Genomic DNA, 24,308 nt, shown 5'->3' with positions numbered 1-24,308 from the left:
CATGGCGCACAAGCCTTCATCGAATGAAAAAATTGTGTATGTCGGCGATTCCCGGGTTAAGAAAAAAAGCGGGACTACACCGCTTCCGGTAGATTACTCCGCTTATCCGGGTAAATCTGAGGCATTCATTCCGAACTTTCTATTAAAGGAATGGATGGTTGGTGTAGTAGCTCTCGTCGCTTTCTTGGTACTTACCATATCGGAGCCAGCTCCGCTTGGTTATCCTGCGGATCCGAACAACACAAGCTTTATTCCGATACCGGACTGGTACTTCCTGTTCCTGTATCAATTGCTGAAGTTTCCATATGCTTCTGGTGATTACACTGTCATTGGTACGATGGTTATCCCTGGTTTAGCGTTTGGCGGGCTCGTGTTAGCTCCTTTCCTGGATACAGGTAAAGAAAGACGCTTCTATAAGCGCCCGATTGCTTCCTCGCTGATGCTCGTTTCGTTGATTGCGATCATCGCACTTACGCGAATCGCATGGAGCGGATACCAACACGAACTGAAGGATCTGAATATCGTACCTGAACATATCGAGCGCGAAGAGAAAGCCCGTGAGGCTGCGGCAGAAGGCAAGGAGACCAGCCAACCTAGGAAGAATAAGGCTACTGTTGCTCTTGTCGAGCCTGAAGACCCAGCGCTTGAGTTGATGAAGAAGGCGCAATGTCTATCTTGTCACGCTGATGATCTAAAAGGTACTTCAGTAGGACCAAGCTTAAGAGGAGTTGGCGATAGAAAGAGCCAAGAAGAGATCTTAGCTTTCCTGCATGAAGGTCCGATGAAGCCAATGTACGAGGGTGCTCTGAAGAACGGTGTAACCGAAGAAGAGATCGTGAAAATTACCGAGTGGCTTGCGAAACAAAAGGCTGCGGAGTAAGATATAGTAGGTACACAACCTGATCGTGAACACGGTCAGGTTGTATTTATTTGAAGGTGGCGTCTTTCGTCCACATTGATCTGGAGGGGTTCCGTTGCAATTGTCATGGTATGTTAGCCGCTCATTTCTGAAGCAGCGCTGGTTACTATGGGCGCTATTTATTTCGAATTTTATTGGTACAATATACGGTTATTATTGGTACAAGTACCAGCTCATTGAGACTTGGGAAACAAAGCCGCATTGGCTGATTACATTCGTACCCGATAGTCCGACGGCAAGCTTGTTCTTTACGATAGCTATATTGTTCTTGCTTTTCCCACCGAAGAAGGATTGGGGCTTTTTGCATATCGTACGTGTCATTATTGAAGGACTTGCAGTGGTGACATCGGTTAAATATGGTGTCTGGGCATGCGCAATGATCATCGCGGGTGCAGTACAAGGTGAACCATTGATTTGGCAGGACTGGATGCTGATGGCATCACATACCGCAATGGCGGTCGAAGCTTTGATCTATGTACGTTTATTCCGTTTCGGAACTGTCAGCCTGATCGTAGCAGGCATCTATACTTGGTTGAACGATGTATTGGATTATACATACGACATCTATCCTTGGCTTCCTCGCACGTTATGGGATGATATTACGGCTGTAGCGTGGTTTACGTTCATTTTAACAGGCGTTAGCATTCTAGCAGGATTTCTTGCATGGAGACATAGGGAGAAACAAAGGCCTCAGGTGGGATCTTACAGATGAATCTACATGCCAACACAAATTTAGAAGAGTATGTGAATCCAGAGCAATATGATGTAGAAAATAAAGGGGCAGCCGAGATGCCTATGCTGTTGAAATGGCTTGGGCAATCTGCTCGGCGCGTTGTCGAGCTTGCATGCGGTACGGGTAGAGTTACGATACCTATGGCCGAGGAAGGCTTCGAGATGACAGGCGTTGACATAACAGACTCGATGCTTGCGTTAGCTAGAGATAAAGCACAAGCGAAAGGCGTAAAGGCTCAATGGATTCTTGCCAATATGCTGGAATGGAATCCAGAGGAACCTGTTGACGCTGTGTACATGGCTGGCAATTCATTTCAACATCTATTAACGAATGCGGAGCAGGAGACCTTTGTGCAGAATGTACATCATATGCTGAAGAAGAATGGACTGCTCATATTCGATCTGCGAAATGCGACCAGTGAAGAATTAGCGACCTCAGATGGAACCGAGTTGTCACATTGTATATCCATGCCTAATGGGGAAACGGTGGAGTACTATTATGACAGTACCTATGATCCGATCAGTCATATTCAGCATAATGTGACGTATCGCTTCTTTAAAAATGGAGATAAGCTGCTAAGAACGGAGGAAGCTGTCATTGATCTGCGCTATACATATCCGCAAGAGCTTCACCGTTTGCTTGAATATAACGGGTTTGACATTGAACATGTATATGGAAACCTGGCGTGGAGACGAATTGAGCGGTTCCAGCGTACAGATAGTAGCGATATGCCGACGACTTAAGTAACGCAGTGGTTACAAACTGAATTTGCAGTTCTAAATCTGGACATCTCCCCATAGGTTAACACTGGAGGGGGGATGGACATGCAGCGTTATGTGGTCGCTATACTGTTAGCTGTGGTGCTGCTGTTAGTCCATGGGACAGGCGCTATTGCAGCATTGCAGGCTCCAACCGTGCAGCCACTGGATGAAGAAGATGTGAAATCACGGTGGGAACAAGTGGATATGCTGTCCGAGAGCTTGTATCAAGTATCGGTAGTAGGCGATGTGCTGAAAGGTATCGCAAGGATGGCAGATATTGAAGCGCTGCTAAGCGATCGGGGCATGTTTGATCATATGCGGATAGAGCAAGTGAGAGCGATATCCGATTCCGTCATTCAAGTTAAGAACGAGCTACATCGAGTTCAGACCAATCCTCAGAAGCTGATGCATGCGACTTCCAGACTGAGACTGGCCGTCGATGCGATAACGCATCCGAAGAAGCCGATGTGGCTTCAATATGACAAGGTGCTGCATCAGGAAATGTCGGACATGCTGCAAGCCGAGACGAAGGAGCAGTGGGTCAAGATCAGCTCGGCATGGATTGAGCATGTTGATCGCATTCTGCCTGCCGTTACGATGCAGCGGTCGATCCAGACTGTGGAAATGATGAATTCCTTAGTCGAACTTGTCAAGAAGACGCATGTGAATCAGGCTGGAATCGAACAAGCGAAGGCTGCGCTTCGAGATGCTGAAGAAGTATGGATGCGAGCGCTGTTCGGGCATACCGGAGATCAAACGACATGGGCTGGTACAGGTGAATCATCTATCCCATGGAAGAGTGTTATGTGGTTAGCATGTATTGTGTCTGTAACTTTGGCTTATGTAGGCTATATCAAATATCGACATCGAGATGATGAAGTGTGGAGCGGTCCGCGGAGCAACATATCATAATATAATGCTCAAATATGTAAAAACACAGCAGTTTCAGGATACCCTGGATCGCTGTGTTTTTTAAATGCAAAGTTGTATTAGAACCAATAAACAAACGGGCTGACTCATCATGAGACAGCCCGTGATCAAGTAAAGTGAATTCAGCATAAGTTCAATCATCGGAATAAGGATTAGTCCTCTTTGAACCCTTCGCCAAGAACGTCGTGCACCTCGCTGACTACAATAAATGCGCGCGGGTCAACTGACTTTACAATGGCACGCAGTTGGCGCATCTCTGAACGGCTGACTACACAGTAGATCATATGGTTGTTTTTGCGAGAATAGAAACCGATCGCGGGAATTAAGGTAACGCCGCGTTCCAATTCGGTCGTAATTAAAGCGCCGATCTCTTCGGCGTGCTCAGAAATTATGGTATAGGCTTTAGCTGCATATGCTCCTTCTTGGATGAAATCAATCATCTTAGACGAGATAAAGACAGCGACAAGTGTATATAGGATCTTCTCCTTAGGTATGTAGAATAAAGCGGAGCCGATGATGAAAATATCCATAAGTAAGATGAATTGCCCCATACTGATATTGTACTTTCGATTCGCCATTCGCGCGAGAATATCTACTCCGCCTGTCGTACCGCCGAAGCGGAATACGATGCCAAGCCCCGTACCTAAGGTCACGCCGGCATATAATGTCGCAAGTATAAAGTCGTACTCCGTCTGAAAAGGAATAATCAACTCCCGCTTAACAGCTTGCTCAAACAACCACAGGAAAAAGGTAAGAGAGAGTACTCCGTAAACACTGTACATCATCTGTGTCTTTCCTAATGAACGCCAACCGATAATAAATAGCGGGATGTTAAGCAGAAGCGTAGATAGCGAGGGGCTGATATCGGCCGCATATTTAAGCAATACCGTGATACCTGTGACCCCGCCTTCCATCAATTGGTTTGGAATGATGAAGTAAATAAGCCCAAATGCATAAATGGCGGTTCCGATCGTAATGGGCAGGAAAGTATGCCACATTTTTCTGAAGATTGGCGTTGTCATAAGTCCTTTATGCCTCCATGTCTATTCCGAATTCTGCAGGTACAGTTAAAGTAATCCTTCATTAGTATATCTAATTGATCGTCGTATAAAAAGCATTTGTTTTCCACTTGTCTTTACGATAACATAGGAAACATAGAAACTTACATATCGTATGTTTAAGCCGTATGTGCAAGAAGGGGATGTCATGACAGAGATGAATCAACAAGCATTCTTGGACTCCCTTCGCAGCAAGCCGTTGGCGCAAATGCAGGCAGAAGTGGACCAATACATTTCTCAATTTAAAGAGGGGTATTTTAGTCCGCTCTCGATGCTAGCCCGCTTGCTAGAAGAAGCCGGAGAATTATCGCGTGAGATCAATCATCAATTCGGTGAGAAGCCGAAGAAACCGACTGAGGCGGACAACTCAATTGAAAACGAGCTTGGAGACCTGTTGTTCATTATCTTATGCTTCGCCAATTCGCTCGGAATCGATCTGACGAAGGCGCATGATGATGTCATGCATAAGTTCAATACTCGTGATAAGGACCGTTGGACACGGATTGACGAGCAAGGCTCATAGGAGGAAGGGAGAAACTTCATGACACGAATTAGAGTTGCAGTTGTTGGAGCAGGCGGTCGCATGGGCCGCGAGGTTGTCAAGATGGTTCTGGAGGAGGAAGCATTCGAGCTAGTTGCGGCGATTGCTCGTTCAACAGGACCAGTAGATGCAGCGAGTTTGGTTGGTAAGCCGGCTTGCGGAGTGACTGTGATGGACGACTTAGAAGCAGCGCTAGCTGAATGGAAGCCGGATGTTGTCGTAGACTTCACTTCACCGAAGTTTGTGATGAACAATACTCGAATTGCGATAGAGCATGGAGTGAGACCTATAGTTGGAGCGACCGGTCTTTCATCCGAAGAGATTGAGCAATTGCAGCAGATGTGTGCTGCGAAACAATTAGGCGGCCTGATCGCGCCGAACTTCTCCATCGGAGCTATTCTAATGATGCGCTTCGCTCAGCAAGCTGCTAAATATATGCCTAACGTAGAGATTGTCGAATACCATGGAGATCAGAAGCTGGATGCGCCATCGGGTACGGCCGTTAAGACCGCAGAACTCATCTCCCAAGTTCGCTCCGAGTTCCGTCAAGGCAACCCGAACGAAGAAGAAGTGATTGAGGGTTCACGCGGCGGCTATTATAATGGCTTCCGGATTCACAGCGTACGACTGCCTGGAGTATTCGCGCAGCAGGAAGTTATCTTTGGCGGGCACGGTCAGACGTTGAAGATTCGTCACGATTCGTATGAACGCGCAGGCTACATGCCCGGTGTGAACATGGCTATTCAGAAAGTAATGGGATTGCAGCAGCTCATATATGGTTTCGAACATCTGTTGGATGACTAGAACCTACCTTGATGCTTAAGTATACGAAGCTTTAGACCGGATATTAATTATATAGATAGATAATGGAGGAGCGACATGCTGAACATTTCATTCATAGCACATGATCGTAAGAAAGATGAAATGGTGAACTTTGTCATCGCTTATGAGCATGTGTTTACGGGTCATAACTTATTTTCTACTGGTACGACAGGGACGAGAATTATGAATCAGACGGACCTTAAGATTCATCGCTTTCAATCAGGTCCGCTTGGCGGCGATCAACAGATTGGCGCATTGGTGGCGGAGAATGAGATGGACTTGATTATATTCCTCCGTGATCCGCTTATGGCCCAGCCGCATGAGCCTGATATTAATGCTCTGCTTCGTCTGTGCGATGTGCAGGGCATTCCGCTTGCGACGAATATCGCTACCGCGGAAATTCTCGTCAAAGCACTGGAACGCGGCGACTTCGCTTGGCGTGAACTACAGCACAAATATAAGCCGGGGATTGAGGACTAATGGAACTCAAGCTGGATATATTGGCGTTCGGAGCCCATCCCGATGATGTAGAGATCGGGATGGCGGGAACGCTGGTTAAGCATCAACGCGCTGGTTACAGCATAGGAATATGCGACCTTACATTTGCGGAGATGTCCTCAAACGGTACGGTTGAGCGGCGGCAGATGGAAGCTCAAGCGGCTAGCGAGCATATGAAGCTGGCGATGCGCCACACGATCGGTCTGCCCGATCGCGGTCTGCAGCCCGTTAAGGAACAGATTGAGGCCATTGTTCGCGTCATTCGCAAGTATCAACCGAGGATCGTATTTGCTCCATATTGGGAAGATCGCCATCCTGACCATGTCGCCGCAAGTCGAATGGTTCAAGAAGCTGTCTTTAACGCAAAACTACGGAAATACATGCCAGAGCTGCCTGCACATTTAGTGGAAAGTACCTATTTCTACTTTATTAATGATACAGTTCCATGTGATTTACTCGTAGATGTTACCGACGTCTATGAGGTAAAGCGGTTGTCGCTTGAAGCTTATGAATCTCAATTTACCCCTCCAGGTTCTGGTGAAGATGTGGTCATGACGCCGCTTAACCAGGGCTATGTAGAACGCGTAGCTGCTAGAGATGCGCTGCTAGGTCAGGGGCGCGGGATGAGCTACGCAGAAGGATTTATTCAGAAGGGACCTTATGCGGTCCGATCATTTTTAGATTGAGATGGTTCAAGAGTTCATATCGATTCCTGTGGGAACCGATATGCGACGAATGACTTGAACCGAAGGAGGGACACGATGGGAGATAAGCTGAAGATAGGCATCACTTGTTATCCATCGCTAGGCGGCTCTGGAGTTGTGGCTACAGAGCTAGGCAAGCTGCTTGCTGAACGAGGACATCAGGTTCATTTTATAACACATCATTTGCCTTTTCGATTAGGCTCCAGCTTTCAGAAAAATATTTATTATCATGAGGTTCCGGTTAACGATTATTATGTATTTCGTTACCCTCCGTATGACTTGTCGCTTGCAAGCCGGATGGCTCAGGTAGCGAACATGCAGCAGTTGGATGTGCTTCATGTCCATTATGCGATTCCGCATGCGGTGTGCGCATACTTGGCTAAGCAGATGGCGCATCCTGGATTGAAGGTTGTAACGACACTGCATGGTACAGATATTACGGTTCTAGCGCAGGATGAATCGCTCAAGGATATGATTCGCTTCGCAATCAACGAAAGTGATGCGGTTACCGCTGTATCCAAGGATCTTATTCGTGAAACTCGAGAGTTGCTGGATATTACGCGACCGATCGATTTAACTTATAACTTTATCGATAAGCGTGTTTATTACCCACGTGATATATCGCATCTTCGTTCCGAATTTGCATATCCTCACGAGAAAATAATGATGCATATTTCAAATTTCCGACCTGTGAAGCGGGTTGGGGATGTGTTAGATATATTCGCGAAGGTGCAGGAGAAAGTGCCTTCCCGCCTTGTGTTTGTGGGCGAGGGTCCAGATATGACAAAGGTGCAGTGCAAGATTCGAAGCATGGGCTTGGAGGATCGCGTTCATTTTCTCGGTAAGCAGGATGAGATCGCACAGGTGATCTCGCTCGCCGATGTGCTGCTGCTTCCTTCAGAGAAAGAGAGCTTCGGTCTCGTAGCGCTGGAAGCGATGGCGTGCGGTGTTCCGACGATCGGGTCGCTCGCTGGCGGGATTCCAGAGTTGGTTTCGCATGGTGAAACGGGCTTTCTGGCTCCAATTGGCCATACTGATCAGATGGCTGAATATGCGATACAACTGCTTCAAGACGAGGAGATGGCGGCACGCATGCGTGAAGCTTGCTTGCATCGGGCTCGCCACGAATTCTGCAATGATCTTATCACTTGGGAATACGAGAAGATCTACTATCGGGTATTGAATCGTGAAGTTCATGCTCCGAAGCCGCAGTGTTAAGAGCTCGAGCCATCCTTCTGTGGGGTATTGAATTGTCAACGCAAAGTTGAAGAGGTGTCATACGTGAAATTATACATGGAAGGTCCGCTGGCTGATGAAGGGCGCAGCATTATAAACCAACTGAATGAACATGGATACGCTGCTTATATGGTAGGCGGCTGTGTACGGGATACGCTGCTGAAGCGTCCGATTCATGATGTGGATATCGCCACGTCCGCTCTTCCAGCGGATGTGGCTTCCTTGTTTGCGCATGTCATCCCGACTGGAGAGAAGCATGGAACGATGACGGTCATGTCGAACGGCATACCGATCGAGGTTACAACGTTTCGCACGGAGACACAATATGTGAACTATCGTAAGCCGGAAGAGGTTGTATATATAGATGACATTGTTGAGGATCTGAGGCGGCGCGACTTCACGATGAACGCGCTGGCGCTGTCCGCCGATGGCGAGCTGCTGGACCCGTTTGGAGGTCAAGCGGATATGGCGGCGGGACGCATCCGCAGCGTTGGCGATGCAGCGACGCGCTTTCATGAAGACGCGCTGCGCATGCTGCGCGGCATCCGATTCGCGTCGGTGCTCGGCATGCGGCTTGCGAAGGGCGTGTGGCGCGGCATGCTGCAGTCGCGCGAGCTGCTGCAGCATATCGCGATGGAGCGCGTGCAGAGCGAGCTGTGGAAGCTGCTCGAGGGGCCGGCGCCGCAGGCCGGCGTGGCGCTGCTCGCGCGCAGCGGGCTCCTCAGCTATGCGAAGGAGCCGCTGGGCTTCCTCGCGCGGTCTGCCGGGCCCGCGTGGCAGCGCTGCTGCTGCGCGCTAGCCGCGTTTCCGGACCCGGTGAGTCCGGAAACACGTTTCGCGCTGCTCGCGCTGGGGCACGGCGCAGACGCGCCTGAGGCGGAGCCCGTTACACGGGCGCTCCGCCTCTCCGGGGCGCAGCAGAACGCCATACTGGGCGTTCTGCGCGCCTACGCGCGGCTCAGCGCGGCGGCCGGTGACGGCTATGCCGCCACCGACGCGCGAGCCTTACGCGAAGCGTGCGCGCGCGCCGTGCTCGCCGATGGCGAGCCAGCGCTTCGCACAGCGCTGGCATGCCGCCGCGCCCTGCAGGCGGCGGCGCCAGACGAGCCCGTGCCCGCAGCATGGGACATACTGCTGCGGGACGGGGAAGCGTGGCTCACGGCGATGCCGGTGCGCAAGCTGACCGACCTGGCCGTGAGCGGCGGTGACGTGCTGGCGGCGGTTGAACGCCCCGCCGGCCCGTGGATGCGAGCCTGCCTCGAACAGGCATGGCTCGCCGTCGCCACCTTAACGCTTCCGAACACAGCGGAAGCGCTATTGACCTATATCCGCCGCATGATGGCGGAGGAAGGAAGAGAACTTGATGAGTGACCGATTGTTGGCTTGGTTCCAGGAACGGCCGAATGAATATATTTCCGGTGAAGAAATCAGCCGCGAGCTGCAAATCTCTCGTACAGCAGTGTGGAAGCATATTAATCGGCTTCGTGCCAAGGGATATGATTTTGAAGCAACTCCTAAGCTTGGCTATCGCCTAGTGCAGCAGCCGACAAAGCTGGACGAGATATCGCTGTTGTCGAAGCTGAAGACAGAGCGCTTCGGCAGACAGGTTCGAGTGCTGAGTCGAACCGACTCTACTCAGAACGAAGCTCTTGCATGGATACAAGAGGGCGCTGATGATGGCTCGCTTGTCATTGCGGAAGAGCAGATATCTGGACGCGGTCGCCAAGGCAGATCCTGGTTCTCGCCGCCAGGCAAGGGCATATGGATGAGTATGGTGATGAAGCCGCGCATTCCGCTGCAATTTACACCGCACCTGACTCTGCTAACCGCGGTAGCAGTATGCAGAGCCATCAAGAGAGTTGTGAATGTTCCGATAGGCATCAAATGGCCTAATGATCTGCTGATCGAGAACCGCAAGGTTTGCGGTATCCTGCTGGAGTCGAGCGCTGAAGATGAGCGTCTGGTCAGTGTGATTGCCGGAATTGGGATTGACGTGAACATCGATGAACGCGATTATCCAGAGCATCTGCTGGACATTGCAACATCTTTGAAGCGTGAAGCAGGCCATGAGATTGACCGTGCCACATTACTTGCGGAGATACTTCTGGAATGGGAGCAACTGTACAAGCTGTACGAGGAACAAGGCTTTGGACCGATCCGCACGATTTGGGAAGCCAACAGCGTGATGATTGGGAAGCATGTACAGCTCAAGACTCCATATGGCGAGGCGTCTGGCACTGCTCAGGGGCTTGATGAATCAGGGGCGCTGGTGCTGTTAGGTTCAGAGGGCTTGTACCAGAAAGTATTTTCCGGAGATGTACGTTTTACTGATGAAAATTAGACAATATTCTGATATACTACCCTCGTAGGCGATATCTTTAATCGGAATCGCACTCGCAAAGCAAGGGAACATGCAGGACAAGATTATATCCTTGTTATGCTGCAACATTTCTGCTCTGAGCCTAAAGGGACCGAGACAGGAAGATGTCGCAAGCGACCTCTTTTTTTTGCTCTGGGACCTTTTTAGTGGAAACGCTAAAAGGTTTTTTTGTTTTGCGCACACTAATGTGCAACCCCAAAAAAGAGTGCAATGAGGAGTTGAATGGAGTGAAAGAAACCGTGAAACAACCACTTAGCATCGTTAAGATGAAGAAAATGAAAACTGAAAAGCAGCCTATCGCCATGATTACAGCTTATGATTATCCTTCTGCTGCTATTGCCGAGCAAGCGGGCGTGGATATGATACTGGTTGGGGATTCGCTTGGCAATGTCGTTCTTGGATACGATTCGACACTGCCTGTGACAATCGACGATATGGTGTATCATTCTCGTGCTGTACGCAGAGGAGCGCCGAATACATTCATCGTGACGGATATGCCGTTTATGACGTATCACAGCTCGGTAAGCGAGACGATGAGAGACGTGCGCCGCATCATGCAAGAGGGGCATGCCAATGCAGTTAAGATGGAAGGCGGAGTAGAGATTACGCTGATGGTCGACGCTTGTGTGAAAGCCGGCGTACCTGTACTCGGTCATATCGGCTTGACGCCGCAATCTGTCCATCAAATTGGAGGCTATCGCGTGCAAGGGAAGACAGCGGAGGATGCGGAACGCTTGCTGCAGGATGCATTGGCCTTAGAAAGAGCAGGGGCATTCGGTATCGTGTTGGAATTGGTTACAGATCAAGTTGCCGCCTATATAAGCGAGCGCTTGTCGATACCGACGATTGGTATCGGAGCAGGTGCAAGCTGTGACGGTCAGGTGCTTGTTTATCATGATATATTGCGTTACTCGCCAGATTACCGAGAGAAGCGCTTTGTTAAAACTTACGCCGACATCGGTTCCGTTATTAAGGATAGCATCGGCGCTTATGTTCAAGATGTGAAGCAACGAACATTTCCTGCTGCGGCTCATACGTTCCAAGCAACGGAGGATGTTGTTGAGAATCTGTACGGACATGGAAAGGTGGAGTAATCTTTGAAAGTCGTTGCAACGATTGAACAATTAAAGGCCGCGCTGACAGCAGCGCGGCGTGAACATACATCTCCTACAGTCGGCTTTGTTCCGACTATGGGGTACTTGCATCAAGGACATGCCAGCTTGCTGAAGCGAGCAGTTGCAGAGAATGATGTTGCGGTGCTGAGCATATTTCTCAATCCGATTCAATTCGGTCCTAATGAGGATCTAGATCGATACCCGCGTGATGAACAACGTGATCTAGCTTTAGCTGAACAATGCGGTGTCGATATTGTATTCTTGCCTACTGTCGAAGTCATGTATCCGCATCCAACGAAAACAAAGGTTGTCGTTTCCGAGCTGACTGGTTCCTTGTGCGGCGCATCGCGTCCTGGACATTTTGACGGGGTAACGACTGTTGTATCCAAGCTGTTCCACATGGTAATGCCGGATCGAGCCTATTTCGGTATGAAAGACGCTCAACAAGTTGCTGTTATTACTCAGATGGTACAGGACTTGAATATGGATGTAGAGATTGTGCCTTGTCCTATCGTTCGTGAAGCGGACGGTTTGGCTCTCAGTTCGAGAAACGTGTATCTGTCAGAACAGGAGCGAGTACAAGCTTTGAAGCTGTCGGAATCGCTCTCTATGGTAGAGGAATGGATCGCATCTGATTCAGAACTGACCGTAGGAATGCTTAAAGATCGAATAATGGCCTGGATTCGCACCGCGCCGTTAGCGAATATTGAATATACCGAGATCATCAGCTTTCCATCCCTTGAGCCTGTTTCATTGGACACGCTTGTTCGAGAACGCACAGGGCAATGGCTGATTGCTCTTGCTGTCCGATATGGGAATACACGTTTAATTGACAATATGCTGCTGCTTGATACGAAAGGGGAATGACCGATGATCCGAGAAATGATGAAATCCAAGATCCATCGCGCAACTGTAACGGAAGCGAACTTGAACTATGTAGGCAGCATCACAATCGATGAGCGATTGATGGAGCTGGCTGATATATGGCCGAATGAGAAGGTTCAGATTGTGAATAATAATAACGGCGCTCGCTTAGAGACTTATGTTATCAAAGGCGCGCGTGATTCCGGCGTGATCTGTCTGAATGGCGCGGCTGCTCGTCTCGTTCAGCCAGGTGACAATGTCATTATTATCTCTTATGCAGGCATGACGAATGAAGAAGCGAAACAGTATGAACCTAAGGTTGTATTTGTAGATGATCAGAATAAAGCTGTTGAACTTGCCAATCTGGAAGTGCACGCGACGATTCGCTGATTAAGAAGCAAGGAATTGCAGTATTGTTGAATGACTGGTTGTCCGCATGAAATGAATCGTGATAACACACAATGAACGTGAGCCGCATAACAACGAAGAACATCACATGCGAAGGTGGGATGAACCGTGTTGCAGCACATGTTCGCGACGATGAATGAATTGCTTGATGACATCATACAACAATATCCTTCTGTTCAAGGATCAGCAAAGCAAGAATTAGACCGGCAATTGGCCCTTCTTCGTACGATGAGTGACCATATTGTGGAGGAATGGCTGAGGTTTGAAGAAAAACTTGCTGTACTCCGAACATCTGCTAATTCTGGAACGAAGCTGAATGCTGCTGCCGCCAGCAGTCTCAAGAATCTGATGGAAAATGCAGAGAAGGAAATGATGGATACTGTTGATCTCCATATGCCTGATTACAGTGATCCATTTCAGAGAGGACAGGGCTACTTTACCCTGCGAATGTATAAGCAAGCAGTTAACTATCTAGAGAATGCCGTAGTTCATCAGCCAGACAAATGCTTAATTCGTATATTATTGGGTCTGTCGTATCTGCATCTTGGTCGTAACCAAGAAGCATGCCGTCATTTGCATTTTATAATTCCATTGACCGATGATCTGAAGCTGAAGGCCATTGCGTATAACGCTCTTGGCTGTATACAGATGCTTCACAGCAATACCGAGAAAGCTCAGCATTATTTTCATAAAGCGCATTTTACTGATCCAAGCATTCCAGAGCCGATCGCAAACCTGAAGGTATGTACGAACAAATGCGGCAGCCTGCAGTTTGGAGAAAAAAGGGTTGTATCCATCGTTTAACATACAGTGAGCAGAGGGGGAACATTCTTTCGGGTGTTTCCCTCTGCTCATTTTCAAAAAGGCGAACATCTGTTATTCTATTAACAGAATTGGTGAGAGGAATTGTGACAATGAGATTTGCCGTATTAGACTTTGAAACGACAGGCAATCAGCCGGGAGACGAGATCATACAGATCGGCCTGGTCATCCTTGATGATAAGCTGCAGATCGAGCAGGAATATCATACGCTCGTTCGACCAACTATTAAGATCCCCGATTTTATTACTCAATTGACTGGAATCGACGACAGTATGGTGAAAGATGCTCCAGATCTGGATGAAGCGATGACGGGAATGGTGCCGCTGCTTAATGATGTTGTGCTTGTAGGACATCATGTGGCATTTGATTATCAATTTTTACGGAGCGCTTTAGAGCAGACTGGATACTTGCCGTTTACTGGAAGGATTCTGGATACCATCGAAATGCTGCGAATCTTATTTCCATCTCTGACCTCGTATCAGCTTGGATCGGTTGCGCAGTCATTCGATATTGTACATGACCGCCCGCATCAAGCAGACAGCGATGCTCGCGCAACTGCAGATATTTTCGTGAAGTGCTTAGAGACCATTAATGACCTGCCCTTGCTTACTCTCCAGCGTCTAGTCGAGCTGCTTGGGGAAGAGGAACGAGATCTAGGCTGGCTTCTGCAGGCTCTGCTTGATGAACGAGAGCGCGACGTAACGCGAATGGCTGAGGATGCTCGAGCACTTTCCTTCCGACAATTGGTATTTCGTGTGGATGAATGGACAGATAATCAGCCTCCTCGCGAAGGGCTTAGCGAGTCTCCACTGCAAGGTGTCTCATTCACATCGTTTATGAGTGAGATTCACCGTACATTGCAAGAGAAGCTTGAGCACTATGAACCGCGCGAGGCTCAGGAACAGATGTTTCGTGAAGTGATGAATTGTATGGAAGATGATCGACATCTTCTCATTGAAGCAGGTACAGGTACGGGAAAATCTTTAGGTTACCTGATTCCTTCTATCTATTATGCGGTTAAGAATGATAAGAAGGTAATTGTCAGCACACATACCATAAATTTGCAAGAACAGCTGAGACAGCGAGATTTACCGCTTCTAGAGCACATTGTACCTGTTTCATTCAAGGCAACGGTCTTAAAAGGTCGCAGTCACTATTTGTGTTTGAGAAAATTTGAACATAAAATAAACTATAGAGATTTCCTGCATGGACGCGACGATGTATTAACCGCTGCACAGATGATGGTATGGTTAAGTCAGACTGAGCACGGTGATGACGAGGAGCTGTATCTAACGCATAAAGGCCCAGAATTTTGGGATACTGTGGCGAGCGACAGCGATTCCTGTCTTAATCGGGCGTGCCCATGGTTTAAGCGCTGCTTCTACCATCGCGCGAAGAATGATGCCAATCAATCGGATATCATCATCACGAACCATTCTTTATTGTTTACTGATGTCATAGCTGAGCATCGACTGCTGCCTGCTTATGAGCATTTGGTTATTGATGAAGGGCATCATTTTGAAGAAACCGCGAGCAAGCATTTGGGCATACATCTGCAATATTTTTCATTGATGCACCCGCTGACACGTTTGGTGAAAGATAGTAAGAACGGCTTATTGCTGCTGTTGCAAACGCGGCTTCGTCTGTCAGGCAGTGAGAAAGCAATGATCTGGGCTGACGGCATTGAGAAGCTGCTTACACAGCTCGTCGATGTACGAGACGTCTGGGACCGTCTTCATGATGTCCTATATCAATTGATGCCGCCTCCAGAGCCGGGACAAGCTGAAGCAGGACAATCCGTACTCCGACTGCAATCTGGCGCTCGACCGCGGGATTGGCAGGGGATCGCTGAGCTTGAAGAAGATGTATATGTTCGTCTAGGTGAAATTGTACGTACGGGCGAAAAGCTTGTATTGGAATGGAAAGATGCGGATGACGAAGAGCTGCAGCCCGTGATAACAGATGTTACGGGGATATTCAAGGAGATCTCAATTATTCGCGAGGATTTCCGCCTCTTTATGAAAGCAACTGATCCAGATTCTGTGTATTGGATGGAAGGCAATGCTCAGTATAAGCATAAGTCGATGCATCTGTACGCAGTGCCAGTTGATGTCAGCGAAGCGCTAAATCGATACTTCTTCGAACCGAAGAAAAGTGTCATTCTGACTTCGGCAACATTATCTGTCGACAAGTCATTTCAGTATTTAGAGGAACAGATCGGTTTGAAGGAGGCTTCTAGTACCGGAAGATTGCATACCGTTATTCTTCCGTCTCCGTTCAATTACCGCGAGCAAGCGCTAGTTGTCATTCCGCGAGACTTTCCAACGGTTAAGGGCTCTGTGGATCCGATCTTTACCGATAAATTGCTTCATTCGCTTGCAGATGTAGCCATTGTGACAAAGGGTAGAATGTTGGTGCTGTTTACGTCGTACCGCATGTTGAAGGAAGTGTATGAACCGCTGAAGGAGATGCTTCAGCCGCATGGTGTTCAAGTATTGGGACAAGGCATGGACAGCGGCAATCGAAGCAAGCTGACTCGCCGTTTTCAGGAGCATCCTGCATCCGTGCTGTTAGGAACTAGCAGCTTCTGGGAAGGGGTGGACATTCCTGGTGAGGCTTTGACTTGTCTAGCGATTGTTAGACTTCCGTTTCAGCCGCCTAATCATCCGCTTGTTGAAGCGAAGTCCGAACGCTTAAAGCGTCAGAATCAGAATCCGTTCCGGAAGCTATCGATTCCACAAGCCGTTATTCGCTTTAAGCAAGGGTTTGGACGATTAGTTCGAACCTCTAGGGATCGTGGTATCGTAATTATTTATGATACCCGTGTAATCGAGACGAGTTATGGCAAACATTTCTTATATTCTTTACCTGGTCCTAAGATGGAGCATATGACTACCGAGCACTTAGTGCCGCGGATCCGTGATTGGTTCAGGGAGGAGCAGGAAAGAGCTTTACAAGATTAATCAAAACTATGATGATAATCAGCTATGTAGAAGGGGGATCACAGGATATGAAAGCGATGAAGATTTCAGAAGCCGTAGTTAGACGTCTGCCGATCTATTTACGGCACCTCATGGAATTGAAACAGCGTGAAGTTCTAACAATATCATCTCAAGATTTAGGTCAGAAGCTGGATCTGAATCCTGCCCAGATTCGTAAGGACCTCGCTTATTTTGGAGACTTTGGTCGTAAAGGTATTGGTTATGATGTGTCTTATCTGATCGAGCAGATTAGACATATCCTAAAGCTTGATCTCAAGATTCACGTGGGATTAGTCGGTGCTGGTAAACTCGGTCAAGCGCTGTGCAACTATACCACGTACTTGCAAGATAATATGAAGATTGTTGCTGTATTCGATGCGCATCCAGATAAAATGGGAACAGCATTGAATAATCTTATGGTGCAGCCAATGGATCAGTTGATCGATACAGTTAAGGATATGGGGATTCGGATAGGTATTATTACGGTACCTGCGCTGGAAGCCCAAAATGTTGCGGATCAGTTCGTCGAAGCAGGTGTGGAAGCGATCTTGAACTTTGCTCCTGTTATTCTGAAGGTACCGCCGCATGTTCGCGTGCATACTGCAGATTTCACGACGGATCTGTTCAGCTTGGCTTATTACTTGCAAGATGAAGAAGGAAAGGAAACGATTGAGAATGCCTAAAAGGTTCATCGTCCATAACGGACGCTTTGCTCAGATCCATCCGGATGCAGAATCGAGCACTATTGATGGATACATGGTTGTAGAGAACGGAAAGATTGTCTACCTCGGTGAAACGCTGCCGGATCATTATAAGGAAGATTCGGAGTTGTTTGATGGCAGCGGTCTGTTCTTTATGCCGGGTTTAGTCAATACCCATGGACATGCTGCAATGACATTATTGCGCGGTTACGGCGATGATATGGTGCTTCAACAATGGCTTCAGCAAAAAATGTGGCCAATGGAGGCTAAGTTTACTGACGAAGATGTGTATTGGGGCTCTGCTCTCGCTGTGCTGGAAATGCTGAAGAGCGGCACCACTACGTTCGTAGATATGTACGACCATATGGATGAGGTCGGGAAGGTTGTTGAGCAAGCAGGTATTCGCGCGGGATTAATGCGCGGTGCCATCGGTCTATGCAGCGAAGAAGTGCAGCAGATGAAGCTGGAAGAGGCTGTGCGCTTTGCGAAAGATTGGAACGGACGTGCGGAAGGTCGAATTACGACCATGCTTGCTCCACATGCACCGTATACTTGTCCTCCCGCTTTCATTGAGAAATTCGTGCAAGCCGCTCATGATCTGGATATGATGCTTCATACACATATGTCTGAAACTAGAGCAGAGGTTGAACAAAATGTGCAGGAGTACGGATTGCGTCCTGTCGCGCATCTGGAGAAGTTGGGTTTCTTCAGCAGACCGTCGTATATAGCTCATGGCGTTCATCTCACAGACGAAGAAATCGAAATATTGGCTAAACATAAGGTCGGCGTATCTCATAACCCTGCCAGCAACCTGAAGCTGGCAAGCGGAGTAGCTCGAGTTACTGACCTGCTCCGAGCAGGCGTGAACGTATCCCTGGGAACAGATGGAGCAGCTAGCAATAACAATCTAGATATGTTCCAAGAGATGCGTTTGGCTGCATTTATCCATAAGGGAGTATCTGGCGATCCAACAGCGGTACCCGCTGCGGAAGCAATGCGAATTGCGACTATTAATGGCGCCCAAACGATCCAGCTTCAGGATGTCGGCTTGCTCGCTCCTGGAATGAAGGCGGATTTCATCGCTGTCGATATTGATCAACCGCATCTCCTGCCGCATACGGACCTAGTATCCCACATGGTATACTCGGCTTCCGGCAAGGATGTTAAGCATGTATGGGTTGATGGCAAGCAAGTAGTCAATAATGGAGCCTGCTTGACCCTTGATGAAGAACGGGTACGCCGCGAAGCAGCACGCTGTTTCGAAGGCTTGCTGTCTCGTTAAGTGGAGGATATGTGAATGTTATCTAGAAGCAGACCAAGGAAGCGCTATAGCCGAGTGCGGATTGTCGTTCTGGCTGCGCTCGTAGTGATGCTCCTGCTCGCTATTTTGAGCGTGTGGTATGTAAATTATGTTCGCGCAGATGAAAATTCGCTTGAAGCAAAAGCTGTTGCTGAATCTCAAAAAACAGTCGCTTGGGCTTCCGTAAGCGGAGTAGAGAAGTCGATATGGGATAGTGTGTGTTATGTCGTCACAGGTGTAGACGAAGCAGGTGTCACCCAGATGGCTTGGGTTGACCTTACTACCGAGCAAGTATCTGTTAAGGCTGCCTCTGATGGCGTCTCTAAGAAGGATATTGAGCAGTATTTATTACAGCAGTATCCGGGAGTCAGCATTAAACACATCATACCGGGTATTAAAGATAATGAATATGTGTGGCAGGCATTAGTCAGACGTAAGGATGAGACTGGCGAACTACGATATTATTATCACTTCTTCCGCTTCGCTGACGGGACACCGACCGGAGATATCTATTCGATGCCAAATCAGTGAATGTAGGCGCAAAGGTATTGTTATTCCTTTGCGCTTTTACTATGCAGAGAACATCATGGGAATGAATTTCAAGTGCTAGGGGGTAGAAGATGAATAAGTATCAGACTCAATTCATGTTGAGCCTTGAGCAACAGTTAAATACTTGGTTCAATCGTACAGATATAATACGTTCAGATGAATTGTATCACTTCTTACATACGGTTAAGGGTACTTCAGGCACGATTGAATTGAGTGAATTGATGCAGATCGCGAAGCGATTGCTCGATCAGATTGAGTCGAATGAGAGAGAGGTATGGACTGCTGAGGAAGCGCGGTTGTTTCTGAACGACTTGCATCAATACACGTTGAATCAATCGGAGCGCAACGTCAAAGGTTTCATACATAATAGCTTTAACGAGAAAAATGTGGAGACAGACCCCTCTGTCCTTATTTTAGATGATGACGTAAATTTATTGATGGTTCTGAAAGAAGAGCTGCAAGCAGCAGGCTGGTCCGTTATTGCGACAACGTCATCACAGAAAGCAATTGAATATTTTCACGATGTCTCTCCAGACTGTCTGATCTTGGACTTGAATATTCCGGATACCGACGGGTTTGAGATTATGGAGTTGTTAGGAGAGAAGCTCAAGAAGCAGTATATTCCGACGACTATTATTACCGAGGATTGCAGTAAACATACACGTTTAAAAGCATATCGACTGGGAGTCGATGACGTGATCTGCAGGCCGGTTGATATAGAAGAACTGTTGGCAAGGCTTCAAAGGCAGATCAATGGGAAGAAGAGATTGGATGGATTGTTGTTTATCGATGAATTAACGGGTGCGTACAATCGAAAGTTCATGCATGAAGCGTTCAGCAGACTGTACGCTGAATCTATTAGGAATGCTGAAGGATTTAGTATGGCACTGCTGGATCTTGATCGGTTTAAGCAGGTAAACGATACATACGGTCATCTGATCGGTGATCAGGTACTAACGAAGTTTACGAACTTTATGAAGGAATATTTACGTATAGGGGATATTTTTATCCGCTATGGTGGAGAAGAGTTTCTGGTTTTATTACCGAGGACTGAAGTGAAGGAAGCTCAGATCTTGTTGTCGGCGCTGATTGAGCAGTTCTCTAAGGTTGAATTTCATACACCTGACTGCAACTTTACCTGTACATTCTCAGGTGGTGTAGTATACGTAGACAATCACGATCTGAGTATTCATCGCTGGATAGAAAAGGCGGATCATGCGCTATATGCCGCTAAAAGCTTAGGAAGACGACGAATTGTATCTGAACAGGACATTGCGTCGACTCCGTTGAAACGCAAGCTTCATCTTGTGATCGTGGATGATGATATGCTGATGCAAACAATGCTGTCAGATCATTTTAATATGGAGCAGGATGAGAGATTAGATGTAATACTGTCCAAATACCGTGATGGAGAGTCGTTTCTGGAACAATTGCCTGCAGATGTTACAGAGCCTTATCTCGTATTATTAGATGGTCTTCTGCCTGGTATGGATGGCCTTGAAGTGTTGGAACGTATTCGTAATTTGCCGCATGCCGAACTGTTTACAGTTATTATGCTGACGGGAAGAACTGCTGAACAAGATATCGTCAAAGCACTTCAGCTTGGGGCGGACGATTATGTGACCAAACCGTTTCGGATAAAAGAATTGGAAGCGCGCATTCGCCGATTAATTCGCAAGTGGGTATAAGTCCGACTATATCAGAGGTGGAGGTACCAAGTGGCAAATATATTGGTGGCTGAAGATGAAGCAATACTGCGTATGTTGATCACAGATACATTGGAAGACGAAGGTTACATCGTTGCAACAGCGTCTGATGGGGAAGAAGCGTTACGAATGATTGAAACGTACGATTATGACTTGGCCGTACTCGACCACATGATGCCGAAACTGACGGGACTTGAAGTTATTAGTGCCGTTAGAGCGAACGCCGCTCGAGATCGGCTTAAAATGATGATGCTCTCTGCGAAGAGCCAGCAATCTGATCGAGAGCATGCGCTGGCCAATGGAGCGGATGAGTTTATGTCCAAACCCTTTAGTCCGAGAGAGCTGGCTCGCAAAGTTGGTGAGATGCTGAATGGGTAGGCTGACATCATTTCTGAAGAAAAGCTTAACTCGACGATTTGTTGCGATGATGCTGATATCACAGCTGTTGCTTATGGCTGGCGCAGGCATCGTGCTCTGGAGAAGCTATAATTCATTGATAGAATATCAGACCAAGACGGAGCAGTTTGAGTATAAAGAATCCATCGTTTCTGAAGTAGCGGGTCATACGAATCAGATCTTTTTCCGTACACGAGGGTATTATGCTTTTCTGAATGAAGATGAATATGAGCAGATCTTTGTTGAATACGATCGATTGCAAGATGCGCTGAAAGCTTGCAAACAGCTGCCGCTCACTAAAGAGGAGCAGGAGTTAATTCGATCTATTGAGGTGTTTACGAAGGATTTCATTGACAAGGTGCTGCCTTCCGCTGTCAAGTATGCCCAGAATGAAGACTATGCGGCGCTTCGAAAGCTGTCATCCAGCGGTGTTAATGACACGGTTAACAAGATGATCGACTATGCTGCTCAATTTAAAGTAGATACGAAGAATATGCTGCTTGAAGAAAATGATAGACTTCTGAAAGAACTGTATCGAGAAGGGTCCTGGTTTATTCTATTTGTACTGTGTTCTTTGATCATCTTCCTATGGATTACGAACAGAGCTGCTAAGGATATCGGCACACCGCTGCACAATCTGTCAGCTGAATCTGAACATTTTGCTATGGGCAAGGTTGTTGAGCTTCATTATACCGATCGACAAGATGAGATTGGGCAGTTGTCACGTTCTTTAAAATCGATGATGCTGCAGATCATGTCTAAGGAAGAAGAGCTGGTTGCACAGAATGAAGAGCTGGTTGCCCAACAGGACGAGCTTCAGGCTCAGCAGGATGAGCTGCAGGATGCGCTGCGCAAGATGGAGGAGAACGAACTATATTTGGAGCGTCGGAATCGATTTATATTGTCGTTAGCTAATTCCAGCGATATGCAGCATTTGTTGAACAGCATCATTCGCAATATTGTGGAAGTCTTATATATGGATAAAGGAATCATTGTGCTGTTGAATCCTAGTCGGCAGCATGCAGCATTCGGTGTCTCTGAGAAGGGTGCTATCCAGTTAATAGAGCATTTAGAGGACTCCATATTTGCGAGAATAGTTGAAACGAAGAAGCCGTATCTCGTGCATCGAGACAGCTTCCCATTTGAAAGAGGCTATGAATCGACAACCTCCACGGTTGATGAGCTGTATTTACCTATTCTAGATGCTCATGATTCGATCATTGCTTGTATTGTAGTTACGAGGATCGGAAGAACGATCTCGAGTAGGGATGAGCTCGAAGCGATGGGGTTGGCTAAGCAAATATCGTTATCGCTTGAGAAGGTTGACTTATTCGAAGAAACTGAAAGACAAAGGCAAATGACGCAGGATATGCTGGACACGATTCAGGAAGGCGTACAATTGCTCGGACTCGACGGAACAACATTGCAGGTCAATCGCAAGCTCTGTGAATTGCTCGATGTTCAATATGAATCCATGTCACAGCATATGGATATATCGAGTTATTTACAATTGCTGAGTAGTATTGTGACAGATCCTGAGCCGCTTATTGCATCGATCGAAGATATCGTCGCTAATCGTGAATCAGAGGCTGACAGCTGGATCTATCATTTGAAAGAACCGATTAATCGGTATATTCGGATGTACTGTGAGCCGCTGTATCGCCATCAGAAACGAACCGGAACTTTGCTTGTACACCGAGACATTACGAAAGAATATGAGATTGACCGGATGAAATCAGAGTTTGTAAGCACGGTTAGTCATGAGCTGAGAACACCGCTTGCCAGTGTGCTTGGGTTTACAGAATTGCTTATGTACAAAGACTTAAAGCCCGAGCGGCAGCAAAAATATTTAAGCAATATTCATCAAGAAGCAAAGCGGCTGACAGCGTTAATTAATGATTTCCTAGATCTTCAGCGAATGGAATCCGGCAGACAGGTGTATGAAGTAGAGTCAGTGGATATGGTGTCGCTGCTGAATGATGCCATTACTGTGGGGAAGGCGGCATCGGCTGCTCATAGAATCTTTCTAACGGATGAGACCATGGTGAGCGTTGTTCAGGGTGATCGCGATAAACTGATGCAGGTATTCTCGAATTTGCTGAGCAATGCCGTGAAGTATTCCCCACAAGGTGGAGATATTGAAGTCAAATGCTTCAATGATTCAGAGAACGTATACATTGACGTCAAGGATGAGGGTTTAGGAATTCCTGCGGAATCCATAAAATCGTTGTTTACCCGTTTCTATAGAGTGGATAATTCGGATCGCAGAGAAATTGGCGGTACCGGTCTCGGGCTGGCTATTGTTAAAGAAATATTAAATGTGCACAACGGTCATATTGAGGTTCAATCTGTATACGGTCAAGGCAGCACCTTCAGAGTTCAGCTTCCGTTAGCGGAAGTCCAGACTCGTGCAGGGAATCAAACTGCGAACTGCACGCCAGAAGCCTCCCAACCCATTGGAACAGTTGTACTCGTGGAGAATGATAAGAGCTGGTCGGAGCTGTTGACTGAAACACTGCAGGATCACAACTATCGTGTTGTCGCATATGTGGATGATCGCGAAGCGTTTGACACGCTTCCTGAGCTCAAGCCTGACGCGGTTGTAGTAGACTTAGTGTTGGATCATGGAGCAGATGGATGGCGATTGATTCAGCGAATACGTGATGATTCAACGTTGAACCAACTGCCGATCGTGGTGTGCAGCGCATTTGAGGAGAAGAAAAGGGCGTATGAATATGGGGCGGACGTATATTTAGTAAAACCGTTTAACCCAGTTATGATCGTAGATGCGATACATGAAGCCATTAGAGTTCGATCAGGTACTCATATCATGAATAATTAATACTGTAAAGCATGTCTAATCTTCCTGAGGGAAGGCAGGCAT

At 47.5% G+C, this 24,308-nt stretch carries 23 protein-coding genes; 22 read left to right on the top strand and 1 reads right to left on the bottom strand.

Going from position 1 to position 24,308, the window contains the following annotated elements:
* The first annotated feature begins 1 nt into the window (after window position 1).
* From AC3WTP_RS14735 to AC3WTP_RS14720, 4 genes are all read left to right on the top strand, one after another.
* Window positions 2-880: a c-type cytochrome gene (locus tag AC3WTP_RS14735; RefSeq protein ID WP_492395383.1), complete on the top strand. Its 879-nt coding sequence runs from the start codon at window positions 2-4 to the stop codon at window positions 878-880.
* Between the two features lie 94 nt (window positions 881-974).
* Entirely contained in the window at window positions 975-1,631 is a 657-nt protein-coding gene (locus AC3WTP_RS14730; RefSeq protein WP_492395382.1) for a DUF1405 domain-containing protein, read from the top strand.
* Window positions 1,628-2,395, top strand: a complete 768-nt coding sequence (locus AC3WTP_RS14725) for a class I SAM-dependent DNA methyltransferase (RefSeq protein ID WP_492395381.1) — start codon at window positions 1,628-1,630, stop codon at window positions 2,393-2,395. The genes AC3WTP_RS14730 and AC3WTP_RS14725 overlap by 4 nt, the downstream gene beginning before the upstream one ends.
* 81 nt (window positions 2,396-2,476) lie before the next feature.
* Entirely contained in the window at window positions 2,477-3,325 is an 849-nt protein-coding gene (locus AC3WTP_RS14720; protein ID WP_492395380.1) for a sporulation protein YpjB, read from the top strand.
* Window positions 3,326-3,495: 170 nt separating this feature from the next.
* Here the strand turns inward: AC3WTP_RS14720 and AC3WTP_RS14715 are convergent, their stop codons facing one another.
* Window positions 3,496-4,365, bottom strand: coding sequence for a YitT family protein (locus tag AC3WTP_RS14715; protein ID WP_492395379.1), 870 nt, complete (start codon window positions 4,363-4,365; stop codon window positions 3,496-3,498).
* A 184-nt stretch (window positions 4,366-4,549) separates the two neighbouring features.
* On the opposite strand from AC3WTP_RS14715, the gene AC3WTP_RS14710 reads away from it, so the two are divergent.
* The 18 genes from AC3WTP_RS14710 to AC3WTP_RS14625 all read left to right on the top strand — a co-directional run bounded on the left by AC3WTP_RS14710 (window position 4,550) and on the right by AC3WTP_RS14625 (window position 24,266).
* Window positions 4,550-4,924, top strand: a complete 375-nt coding sequence (locus AC3WTP_RS14710; RefSeq protein WP_492395378.1) for a nucleotide pyrophosphohydrolase — start codon at window positions 4,550-4,552, stop codon at window positions 4,922-4,924.
* 18 nt (window positions 4,925-4,942) lie between these two features.
* Window positions 4,943-5,746 carry a 4-hydroxy-tetrahydrodipicolinate reductase gene (dapB, locus tag AC3WTP_RS14705; RefSeq protein ID WP_492395377.1) on the top strand — a complete coding sequence of 268 codons (804 nt, stop codon included), beginning with the start codon at window positions 4,943-4,945 and terminating at the stop codon, window positions 5,744-5,746.
* Window positions 5,747-5,821: 75 nt separating this feature from the next.
* Complete coding sequence (locus AC3WTP_RS14700; RefSeq protein WP_492395376.1) at window positions 5,822-6,244, top strand: methylglyoxal synthase; 423 nt, start codon at window positions 5,822-5,824, stop codon at window positions 6,242-6,244.
* Window positions 6,244-6,948, top strand: a complete 705-nt coding sequence (gene bshB1 / locus AC3WTP_RS14695; protein WP_492395375.1) for a bacillithiol biosynthesis deacetylase BshB1 — start codon at window positions 6,244-6,246, stop codon at window positions 6,946-6,948. Before AC3WTP_RS14700 ends, bshB1 begins: the two co-directional genes overlap by 1 nt.
* 75 nt (window positions 6,949-7,023) lie before the next feature.
* Window positions 7,024-8,184 carry an N-acetyl-alpha-D-glucosaminyl L-malate synthase BshA gene (gene bshA / locus AC3WTP_RS14690; RefSeq protein WP_492395374.1) on the top strand — a complete coding sequence of 387 codons (1,161 nt, stop codon included), beginning with the start codon at window positions 7,024-7,026 and terminating at the stop codon, window positions 8,182-8,184.
* 63 nt (window positions 8,185-8,247) lie between these two features.
* Window positions 8,248-9,573 carry a CCA tRNA nucleotidyltransferase gene (locus AC3WTP_RS14685; protein WP_492395373.1) on the top strand — a complete coding sequence of 442 codons (1,326 nt, stop codon included), beginning with the start codon at window positions 8,248-8,250 and terminating at the stop codon, window positions 9,571-9,573.
* Window positions 9,566-10,543, top strand: a complete 978-nt coding sequence (locus AC3WTP_RS14680; protein ID WP_492395372.1) for a biotin--[acetyl-CoA-carboxylase] ligase — start codon at window positions 9,566-9,568, stop codon at window positions 10,541-10,543. Before AC3WTP_RS14685 ends, AC3WTP_RS14680 begins: the two co-directional genes overlap by 8 nt.
* 266 nt (window positions 10,544-10,809) lie before the next feature.
* Window positions 10,810-11,676, top strand: a complete 867-nt coding sequence (gene panB / locus AC3WTP_RS14675) for a 3-methyl-2-oxobutanoate hydroxymethyltransferase (protein WP_492395371.1) — start codon at window positions 10,810-10,812, stop codon at window positions 11,674-11,676.
* Window positions 11,677-11,679: 3 nt separating this feature from the next.
* Entirely contained in the window at window positions 11,680-12,564 is an 885-nt protein-coding gene (panC, locus tag AC3WTP_RS14670) for a pantoate--beta-alanine ligase (protein ID WP_492395370.1), read from the top strand.
* A 3-nt stretch (window positions 12,565-12,567) separates the two neighbouring features.
* Window positions 12,568-12,951 (top strand): aspartate 1-decarboxylase, encoded by a 384-nt coding sequence (gene panD, locus AC3WTP_RS14665; RefSeq protein ID WP_458567720.1) that lies wholly within the window; start codon window positions 12,568-12,570, stop codon window positions 12,949-12,951.
* A gap of 126 nt (window positions 12,952-13,077) precedes the next feature.
* Window positions 13,078-13,773 carry a tetratricopeptide repeat protein gene (locus AC3WTP_RS14660; protein WP_492395369.1) on the top strand — a complete coding sequence of 232 codons (696 nt, stop codon included), beginning with the start codon at window positions 13,078-13,080 and terminating at the stop codon, window positions 13,771-13,773.
* Window positions 13,774-13,883: 110 nt separating this feature from the next.
* A complete protein-coding gene (dinG, locus tag AC3WTP_RS14655; RefSeq protein ID WP_492395497.1) occupies window positions 13,884-16,754 on the top strand; it encodes an ATP-dependent DNA helicase DinG in 2,871 nt (956 codons plus the stop codon).
* 47 nt (window positions 16,755-16,801) lie between these two features.
* Complete coding sequence (locus AC3WTP_RS14650) at window positions 16,802-17,455, top strand: redox-sensing transcriptional repressor Rex (protein WP_492395368.1); 654 nt, start codon at window positions 16,802-16,804, stop codon at window positions 17,453-17,455.
* Window positions 17,448-18,755, top strand: coding sequence for an amidohydrolase (locus AC3WTP_RS14645; RefSeq protein ID WP_492395367.1), 1,308 nt, complete (start codon window positions 17,448-17,450; stop codon window positions 18,753-18,755). The genes AC3WTP_RS14650 and AC3WTP_RS14645 overlap by 8 nt, the downstream gene beginning before the upstream one ends.
* Before the next feature lie 15 nt (window positions 18,756-18,770).
* Window positions 18,771-19,304, top strand: a complete 534-nt coding sequence (locus AC3WTP_RS14640; protein WP_492395366.1) for a hypothetical protein — start codon at window positions 18,771-18,773, stop codon at window positions 19,302-19,304.
* Between the two features lie 89 nt (window positions 19,305-19,393).
* A complete protein-coding gene (locus AC3WTP_RS14635) occupies window positions 19,394-21,010 on the top strand; it encodes a diguanylate cyclase (RefSeq protein ID WP_492395365.1) in 1,617 nt (538 codons plus the stop codon).
* 30 nt (window positions 21,011-21,040) lie between these two features.
* The gene (locus tag AC3WTP_RS14630) at window positions 21,041-21,406 is read left to right on the top strand and encodes a response regulator transcription factor (RefSeq protein WP_492395364.1); all 366 of its coding nucleotides are present in this window, start codon (window positions 21,041-21,043) and stop codon (window positions 21,404-21,406) included.
* Window positions 21,399-24,266, top strand: a complete 2,868-nt coding sequence (locus AC3WTP_RS14625; RefSeq protein WP_492395363.1) for an ATP-binding protein — start codon at window positions 21,399-21,401, stop codon at window positions 24,264-24,266. The genes AC3WTP_RS14630 and AC3WTP_RS14625 overlap by 8 nt, the downstream gene beginning before the upstream one ends.
* The last annotated feature ends 42 nt before the right edge of the window (window positions 24,267-24,308 follow it).

It is taken from the genome of Paenibacillus sp. EB106-04-04-XG159 (assembly GCF_058791835.1).
This window is presented reverse-complemented; position numbering and strand designations above follow the sequence as displayed.

Excerpts from the sequence above, each read along its gene's own strand:
- bshA (WP_492395374.1), top strand. The coding sequence starts at position 7,024 with ATGGGAGATAAGCTGAAGATAGGCATCACTTGTTATCCATCGCTAGGC.
- AC3WTP_RS14720 (WP_492395380.1), top strand. The coding sequence starts at position 2,477 with ATGCAGCGTTATGTGGTCGCTATACTGTTAGCTGTGGTGCTGCTGTTA.
- bshB1 (WP_492395375.1), top strand. The coding sequence starts at position 6,244 with ATGGAACTCAAGCTGGATATATTGGCGTTCGGAGCCCATCCCGATGAT.
- AC3WTP_RS14650 (WP_492395368.1), top strand. The coding sequence starts at position 16,802 with ATGAAAGCGATGAAGATTTCAGAAGCCGTAGTTAGACGTCTGCCGATC.
- AC3WTP_RS14710 (WP_492395378.1), top strand. The coding sequence starts at position 4,550 with ATGACAGAGATGAATCAACAAGCATTCTTGGACTCCCTTCGCAGCAAG.
- AC3WTP_RS14725 (WP_492395381.1), top strand. The coding sequence starts at position 1,628 with ATGAATCTACATGCCAACACAAATTTAGAAGAGTATGTGAATCCAGAG.
- dinG (WP_492395497.1), top strand. The coding sequence starts at position 13,884 with ATGAGATTTGCCGTATTAGACTTTGAAACGACAGGCAATCAGCCGGGA.
- AC3WTP_RS14735 (WP_492395383.1), top strand. The coding sequence starts at position 2 with ATGGCGCACAAGCCTTCATCGAATGAAAAAATTGTGTATGTCGGCGAT.
- AC3WTP_RS14635 (WP_492395365.1), top strand. The coding sequence starts at position 19,394 with ATGAATAAGTATCAGACTCAATTCATGTTGAGCCTTGAGCAACAGTTA.
- dapB (WP_492395377.1), top strand. The coding sequence starts at position 4,943 with ATGACACGAATTAGAGTTGCAGTTGTTGGAGCAGGCGGTCGCATGGGC.
- AC3WTP_RS14680 (WP_492395372.1), top strand. The coding sequence starts at position 9,566 with ATGAGTGACCGATTGTTGGCTTGGTTCCAGGAACGGCCGAATGAATAT.
- panD (WP_458567720.1), top strand. The coding sequence starts at position 12,568 with ATGATCCGAGAAATGATGAAATCCAAGATCCATCGCGCAACTGTAACG.
- AC3WTP_RS14625 (WP_492395363.1), top strand. The coding sequence starts at position 21,399 with ATGGGTAGGCTGACATCATTTCTGAAGAAAAGCTTAACTCGACGATTT.
- AC3WTP_RS14645 (WP_492395367.1), top strand. The coding sequence starts at position 17,448 with ATGCCTAAAAGGTTCATCGTCCATAACGGACGCTTTGCTCAGATCCAT.
- AC3WTP_RS14715 (WP_492395379.1), bottom strand. The coding sequence starts at position 4,365 with ATGACAACGCCAATCTTCAGAAAAATGTGGCATACTTTCCTGCCCATT.
- AC3WTP_RS14700 (WP_492395376.1), top strand. The coding sequence starts at position 5,822 with ATGCTGAACATTTCATTCATAGCACATGATCGTAAGAAAGATGAAATG.
- AC3WTP_RS14640 (WP_492395366.1), top strand. The coding sequence starts at position 18,771 with ATGTTATCTAGAAGCAGACCAAGGAAGCGCTATAGCCGAGTGCGGATT.